The sequence below is a fragment of the Rhizobium sp. CBN3 genome, from assembly GCF_030518245.1.
Lineage (GTDB): Bacteria > Pseudomonadota > Alphaproteobacteria > Rhizobiales > Rhizobiaceae > Rhizobium > Rhizobium aethiopicum_A.
Map to the genome: position 1 here is coordinate 1 of NZ_JAULSE010000058.1, position 5961 is coordinate 5961.

Below are 5961 nucleotides of genomic sequence, written 5' to 3' on the forward strand. Positions count from 1 at the left end.
CGGAATAGGGTCGCGTCATCCATGCCGGCCATCCTTTCCCGGCATGCATAGGGAATCACATTTCCGCTGATTTGCGAATCCCCGATTCCGGAAAATTGCAGCACGCTCTAAACCGCGGACACCGGGTTTTCCCGCGTTAGCTTGAAGCATCCTGCCGGAGCAGGTTTTCGTCAGGGCAAAGATGGCGACGGGCGTACCTTTCGGTACGTCCGAGCCGATCGCCTTTGATCCCGGCCAGAGGTGCCCGGCCCACGGCCGTAGTGCGTTTGGCGATTCTAAAGTCTGGCAGATTTGCCAGGCAAATCTACGGGAGGGTTGGTTGAAACGGGCTGGCGACCACCGAATCGAAGTGTGGTAGCATCAGTCTGTTCCATCGGCTCCGATGGACAACCTCCCGAAAGCTGACATCAACTGTGCGCACTTTCCTGGACGCGGGAGCGCGCCTTTAGTGCGCGGGATATGTGCAGCACGCCAAGCTCGGGGCTGGTAAGGACTGGCAACGATGCCTCGCTCGTAGCATTTAGAGCATTTGCCATTGATGCTTGAGCAAGAACAACCACATCGACACTGCCCACGAGCGAAGCGAGGCCTTCCCGTACCATAGCGTCGTGCGCCGCCCTGTCGCCGTGTCGCAATTTATCAAACGCTCCTTCACAAAGACGACCTATCACAGAAACCCTACGACCTGTCCTTTCAGCATGGCGTTCAATTAGGCGGGTGGTCGGGTTCATTGTTGTAGCCAGAGTTGCAAGGACACCAACTCGGTTCCCGCGATGGATCGCCTCAATCGCCATGCCATCATCTATACGGAAGAGGGGTATAGGGCAGAGTGGCATTGCCGCATCCACGGCAGGACCGAGCGACGAGCAGGTGACGAGCACCGCCGAGGCTCCTGCATCCACCGCCGACCAAATTTGTGTCGCAAGCCGCCGCTTAGTTTGAGGTGACAGCGCGCCTTCGCGAATGGTGTTCCCGAGCAGGCTCTCATCTAACATGTTGAACGAGCGCCAACCGGTCAGATGCAGACCAACGAGTTCGTTGAATGCGGGAATGATCCCGGGGACCGTATGGATCATGGCGAGCGCAGGGGACTCATTAATTGCCGATGGCATGGCAGAATCTCTAATTTTCGATTGTGCGCGCTCGTCCGCAACCGATAAATGAGCGCGATCACGGCATCTGCCGTGCTACCGCTGTAATCTACCTCATCAAGCTCGGCAGTTTTGACTGTCCTGACGCCGGACACGGAACTTTCCGCCGTGCCTACATTTTCATTCGATGCATGCTGCTTGCCCTCCTCGGGTAGCTTCACCTGAGCTCAGTACGAGGACATTCCATGGCACCAAGCTTCGATCAGTCTGGCCCCGCCCATCGGCCATATCATCGGCAAATCGGATCCCCCGGGCCGAAGATGTCATCGACATGTATTGCCCATCGGACGCTAAGGCCGTGGGTGCTTCCAGGCCTGCTCAAACCGTCGTTTCAGGTCGAGATGCTTCTGACGGAGGGGCAGCAAACCGCACTGTAGGTCGACCGTCAGAAATAAATTCAGGTCAAGCCAATGTCTCCAATCGTCAAGCGCATACAGAACGATCATGAGCTTCCTGCCAAGGCTGATGTCGTCGTCATCGGCGGCGGCATTATTGGTACAACGGCAGCTTTCTTTCTTGCCGAGCGGGGATTGTCTGTAGCCCTGGTCGAAAAGGGCCATGTCGGCTGCGAGCAGTCGAGCCGCAATTGGGGTTGGTGCCGCCAGCAGAACCGGGATGAGCGCGAGCTGCCTCTCTCCGGTGTCGCCCTGCGGATGTGGGGTGAGTTTGAGTCCAAAATCGGGGAGGACGTCGGTTTCCGTCGATGCGGTCTGCTTTATGCTACGGACAATCCGCAGCAACTGGCGGAATGGGAAGCATGGCGTGATACGGCCCGCCAGTTCAACGTCAACACCAAGATGCTGAGCGCCAAGGAAGCGGCTACCGCAATTCCAGCGAACGGCCGTCGTTGGCTCGGAGGGGTTCACTCAATCGATGATGGCAAGGGCGAGCCTGCTATCGCCGCGCCAACGATCGCGAACGGCGCCCGCAAACTTGGGGCGACGATCCACCAGCAATGCGCTGCACGGGCCCTTGATATCGTTAATGGTGCCGTCGCCGGGGTCATCACCGAAAAGGGGACCATTCGCACACAAGCGGTTCTTTGTGCCGGCGGCGCCTGGACCTCAATGTTTTGTCGCCAGCACGGAGTTCTGTTTCCGCAGGCAAGCGTGCGCCAGACGGCACTTCGAACGCGGCCCACAGCGAATCTCGGTGAGGCTATCTATACGCCGGAGTGTGCGTTGACCCGCCGGCTGGATGGCAGCTACACGCTTGCGATCAGCGGCAGGGCGATGCTCGATATCACGCCGCAAGGCCTGCGCTACGCCCGCTGGTTTATGCCGATGTTTATGAAACGTCTGAAAGCGGTGCAGTTCGGAATCGGCAAATCCTTCCTCCATGGCCCGGAGGCACTCGGAAGCTTCAAGAAGAGTACACCTTCGGCTTTCGAGAAGATCCGCATTCTGGACCCTGCGCCGAGCCGCCGCACCATCGCGGCCATTCTTGACCGAGTCAGAGAGCAATTTCCTGCAATGGCGGGCGTCGAAATTGCCGACAGTTGGGGGGCGTACGTGGATTTCACGCCGGACGCGGTGCCGGTCATCTCGCCGGCCGACGGTTTGAGAGGTCTCTATCTGGCCGCGGGCTGCTCTGGCCATGGCTTCGGCCTCGGGCCGGGCGTCGGCCGTCTCGCCGCCGACTTGGTTGCCAATGATACACCATGTGTTGACCCCACCCCGTTCCGCCTGTCGCGCCTCCTTGATGGTTCGAAAGTCAAAGTCGGAGCAATCTGATCGTGGAGCCAGGGAACGGCCCTTGGGGCGACGCGCCGAGGGAAGCGAGCAGAATGGATTACGACATAATCGTCATCGGCGGCGGCCTGGTCGGCATATCGATTGCTTGGGGTCTATCGAGGTGCGGGGAAAGGGTTGCAGTCGTCGACGAAGGCGATCTGGCAAACAGGGCTGGCCGGGCTAATTTCGGACTCGTATGGAGCTCAAGCAAGGGGCTTGGGAACGCTGCCTACTCCCGCTGGTCGCGAACCTCGACCGCGAACTGGCACCAGCTCGCAGCCGAGCTGAAGGCCGAAACTGGTATTGACACCGGCTTTGTCCAGTCGGGCGGCTTCTCAATTCGGCTCACGCCAACGGAACTGGAACGCGGGATTGCGTCGATGGCGAAGCTCGCCGGCCAACCCGGCATGGACGCTGAGGGAACGCCGCCGCTCGAATATGAGGTACTCGACCAAGCGGAGACGCGCCGCCGCCTGCCCCTCGTCGGCGAGTCGGTCGCAGGCGCAATTTTCAGCCCGCTCGACGGTCACGCAAACGCGCTGCGGCTGTTCGCGGCCTTTCATAGGGCAGCGCAGCAGCGCGGCGTTCATTATCTGCCGCATCGAAAGACGACTGCGATCCACCATCGCGCCGGCGCGTTCGAATTGGCCGGAGACGGGTGGAGGCTCGCTGCCGGCAAGATCGTCCTTGCTGCGGGCATCGGTAACACCGCCCTCGCTCCTATGGTCGGGCTGGACGTTCCGCTCTCGCCCAGCCGCGGCCAGATCATTGTGACCGAGCGGCTGAAGCCGTTCCTCAGCCATGCCACCGGGCATCTGCGGCAGACCGACGAGGGATCGGTGCTGATCGGCGAAAGCAAGGAAGCCACGATCGACCACCAGCGGCCGCGCGGGTCGATTACCGCGGTCCTGGCCGAACGCGCCGTGCGCACATTTCCCCTTCTAAAGGACGCCAGTGCAGTGCGGGTCTGGGCCGCATTCCGTGTGGTAACGCCGGACGGTTACCCCATTTACGAGCAGTCAGAGAGCTTCCCTGGTGCGTTCGCATGTGCCTGCCATTCCGGCGTGACTCTGGCGGCCAATCATGCGCTGGTCCTGCCGCGGCAGATTTCAGCAGGCGCGCTTTCTGACGATCTTTCCGCATTTCATTCCCGGAGGTTCCATGTTCCGGCGGCTCCCTGACCGAAAGGAGTGTTCAATATCATTCACATTCAACGGCGTGTCGACCATGGCCAGACAAGGCGATAGCGTTGCCGCCGCACTGTTGGCCGCGGGACATGGCAGCACGCGTCGCAGCCCCGTGTCCGGCGCCGCCCGTGGTCCTTACTGCATGATGGGTGTCTGCTTCGAGTGCCTCGTCCAAATCGATGGCCGCCCGAACCGGCAGGGTTGCATGACCACCGTTGCGGAAGGAATGCGGATCGAGACACAGGACGGCGCCGCCATGCCGGGGCAGGAAGAATGATTAGAAACATTCAGTCTGCCACCGATCTCGCGCCTGCCTATGACCTCGTCGTCGTTGGCGCGGGCCCTGCCGGCCTCTCGGCAGCCATCGAAGCCTCAATCCATGGTCTCGCGGTATTGCTCGCCGATGAAAATGAATCCCCTGGCGGGCAGATTTATCGGTCGGCCGAGAATGCATCAGATGCCGACCTTGCTCGCATGGGGCCGGACTACGCTGCCGGGCGGACGCTTATCGAGCGGTTTCGGCAGCGGAAGTTGAGCTACGCCCCTAGTGCGACTGTATGGAGCGTCGGGCCTGCTGACGAAGAAGCTTCCGACGGCGTGCATCCGCTCGAGGTCGGGATTTTGCTCGGCGGAATTGCTCGACCGATCGCCGCCCATCGGGTGATCATCGCAACAGGCGCGCTCGAGCGCCCGTTCCCGTTCCCAGGGTGGACCATGCCGGGCGTCATGACGGCGGGAGCAGCGCAGGTATTGATGAAGTCGTCAGGTCTCGTGCCGTCCGGACGGACCATCCTCGCCGGAACCGGACCGCTGCTGTACTTAGTGGCAAGCCAACTTCTCCGGGCTGGCGTGTCCGTGGTGGCAGTCGTCGATACCACGCCGGTCGAGAACTGGCGCTTGGCCCTGCCTCACATGTTTGCCTTTGCCACTTCGCCCTATGCAGTCAAGGGCCTGAAGCTCCTCTTGGACGTTCGCCGTCGAGCCCATGTCATCCGCGGCGTGACGGCGATCGAGGCAGTGGGTTCCGGGCAATTCAACGCCTTAAAGCTTCGTCGCGGCGATAAATCCCTGCAAATTGAAGGCGACCTGCTTCTTCTGCACCAAGGGATTGCGCCGAACCTCAATCTAGCGCTAGCAGCCGGGTGCGACTACGGGTGGCACGAGCACTTGGCCACCGTCCGCCCGAACGTCGACCTTTGCGGCGCAAGCTCGGTTCAGAGCGTTTCGATCGCGGGTGATGCGGCGGGAATCGTCGGGGCGGTTGCCGCAGCTCTGCAGGGAGAGCTCGCGGGCCTAAGTGCGGCGCTCAACCTGAATCGCATCGGCCAAGGCTGCTACCAACAGCGTCGGAACCGACTCGCGCGAAAGCTTGCTCGTGCCCTCAGAGGCAGGACGTTCATCGAGCGTCGATTCCGGCCGGACAAGACGTTTCGTGTGCCGGAAGACGGCGGCACCATTGTCTGCCGCTGCGAGGAAATTACAGCCGGCAAGCTGCGTGAGGTTGCGGCGCTCGGCGTGCCGGGCCCGAACCAAATGAAGGCGTTCACACGATGCGGAATGGGACCATGTCAGGGGCGGCTGTGCGGACTGACCGCGGTCGAACTGCTGGCGCAATGCCGTGGCCAGTCGCCCGGCGAGGCCGGCTACTATCGGCTGCGGCCGCCCATCAAACCGGTGACGCTGGGCGAGCTCGCCGCTTTGCCGCACACGGAGGCAGCGATTGTCGCTGTCGCTGGATTTGCGGAACGCGCCAAAGATGGGGCGCTGGACATCAACCATGGGAGCCACCAATGAAACACGCCCACAGCTTCTATATCGACGGTGAGTGGATCGAGCCCTCGGTTTCGAAAACACTTGAGGTCATCGATCCCTCGACCGAAGAGCCGATGG

5 protein-coding genes are annotated in these 5961 nt (G+C 61.3%); 4 read left to right on the plus strand and 1 reads right to left on the minus strand.

Features of this window, described 5'->3' with window-relative positions:
* Nucleotides 1-407 precede the first annotated feature (407 nt).
* On the minus strand, nucleotides 408-1112 hold the full coding sequence (locus QWJ46_RS30695) for an aspartate/glutamate racemase family protein (protein ID WP_302756283.1): 705 nt from the start codon (nucleotides 1110-1112) through the stop codon (nucleotides 408-410).
* Between the two features lie 449 nt (nucleotides 1113-1561).
* On the opposite strand from QWJ46_RS30695, the gene QWJ46_RS30700 reads away from it, so the two are divergent.
* The 4 genes from QWJ46_RS30700 to QWJ46_RS30715 are packed head-to-tail and all read left to right on the plus strand — an operon-like array spanning nucleotide 1562 to nucleotide 5865.
* A complete protein-coding gene (locus tag QWJ46_RS30700; protein ID WP_302756285.1) occupies nucleotides 1562-2884 on the plus strand; it encodes an FAD-binding oxidoreductase in 1323 nt (440 codons plus the stop codon).
* A 53-nt stretch (nucleotides 2885-2937) separates the two neighbouring features.
* A complete protein-coding gene (locus QWJ46_RS30705; RefSeq protein ID WP_302756287.1) occupies nucleotides 2938-4065 on the plus strand; it encodes an FAD-binding oxidoreductase in 1128 nt (375 codons plus the stop codon).
* A complete protein-coding gene (locus tag QWJ46_RS30710) occupies nucleotides 4046-4348 on the plus strand; it encodes a (2Fe-2S)-binding protein (protein WP_184456185.1) in 303 nt (100 codons plus the stop codon). The genes QWJ46_RS30705 and QWJ46_RS30710 overlap by 20 nt, the downstream gene beginning before the upstream one ends.
* Nucleotides 4345-5865 (plus strand): NAD(P)/FAD-dependent oxidoreductase, encoded by a 1521-nt coding sequence (locus QWJ46_RS30715; protein WP_302756289.1) that lies wholly within the window; start codon nucleotides 4345-4347, stop codon nucleotides 5863-5865. The genes QWJ46_RS30710 and QWJ46_RS30715 overlap by 4 nt, the downstream gene beginning before the upstream one ends.
* The last annotated feature ends 96 nt before the right edge of the window (nucleotides 5866-5961 follow it).

Excerpts from the sequence above, each read along its gene's own strand:
- QWJ46_RS30695 (WP_302756283.1), bottom strand. The coding sequence starts at position 1,112 with ATGCCATCGGCAATTAATGAGTCCCCTGCGCTCGCCATGATCCATACG.
- QWJ46_RS30700 (WP_302756285.1), top strand. The coding sequence starts at position 1,562 with ATGTCTCCAATCGTCAAGCGCATACAGAACGATCATGAGCTTCCTGCC.
- QWJ46_RS30705 (WP_302756287.1), top strand. The coding sequence starts at position 2,938 with ATGGATTACGACATAATCGTCATCGGCGGCGGCCTGGTCGGCATATCG.
- QWJ46_RS30710 (WP_184456185.1), top strand. The coding sequence starts at position 4,046 with ATGTTCCGGCGGCTCCCTGACCGAAAGGAGTGTTCAATATCATTCACA.
- QWJ46_RS30715 (WP_302756289.1), top strand. The coding sequence starts at position 4,345 with ATGATTAGAAACATTCAGTCTGCCACCGATCTCGCGCCTGCCTATGAC.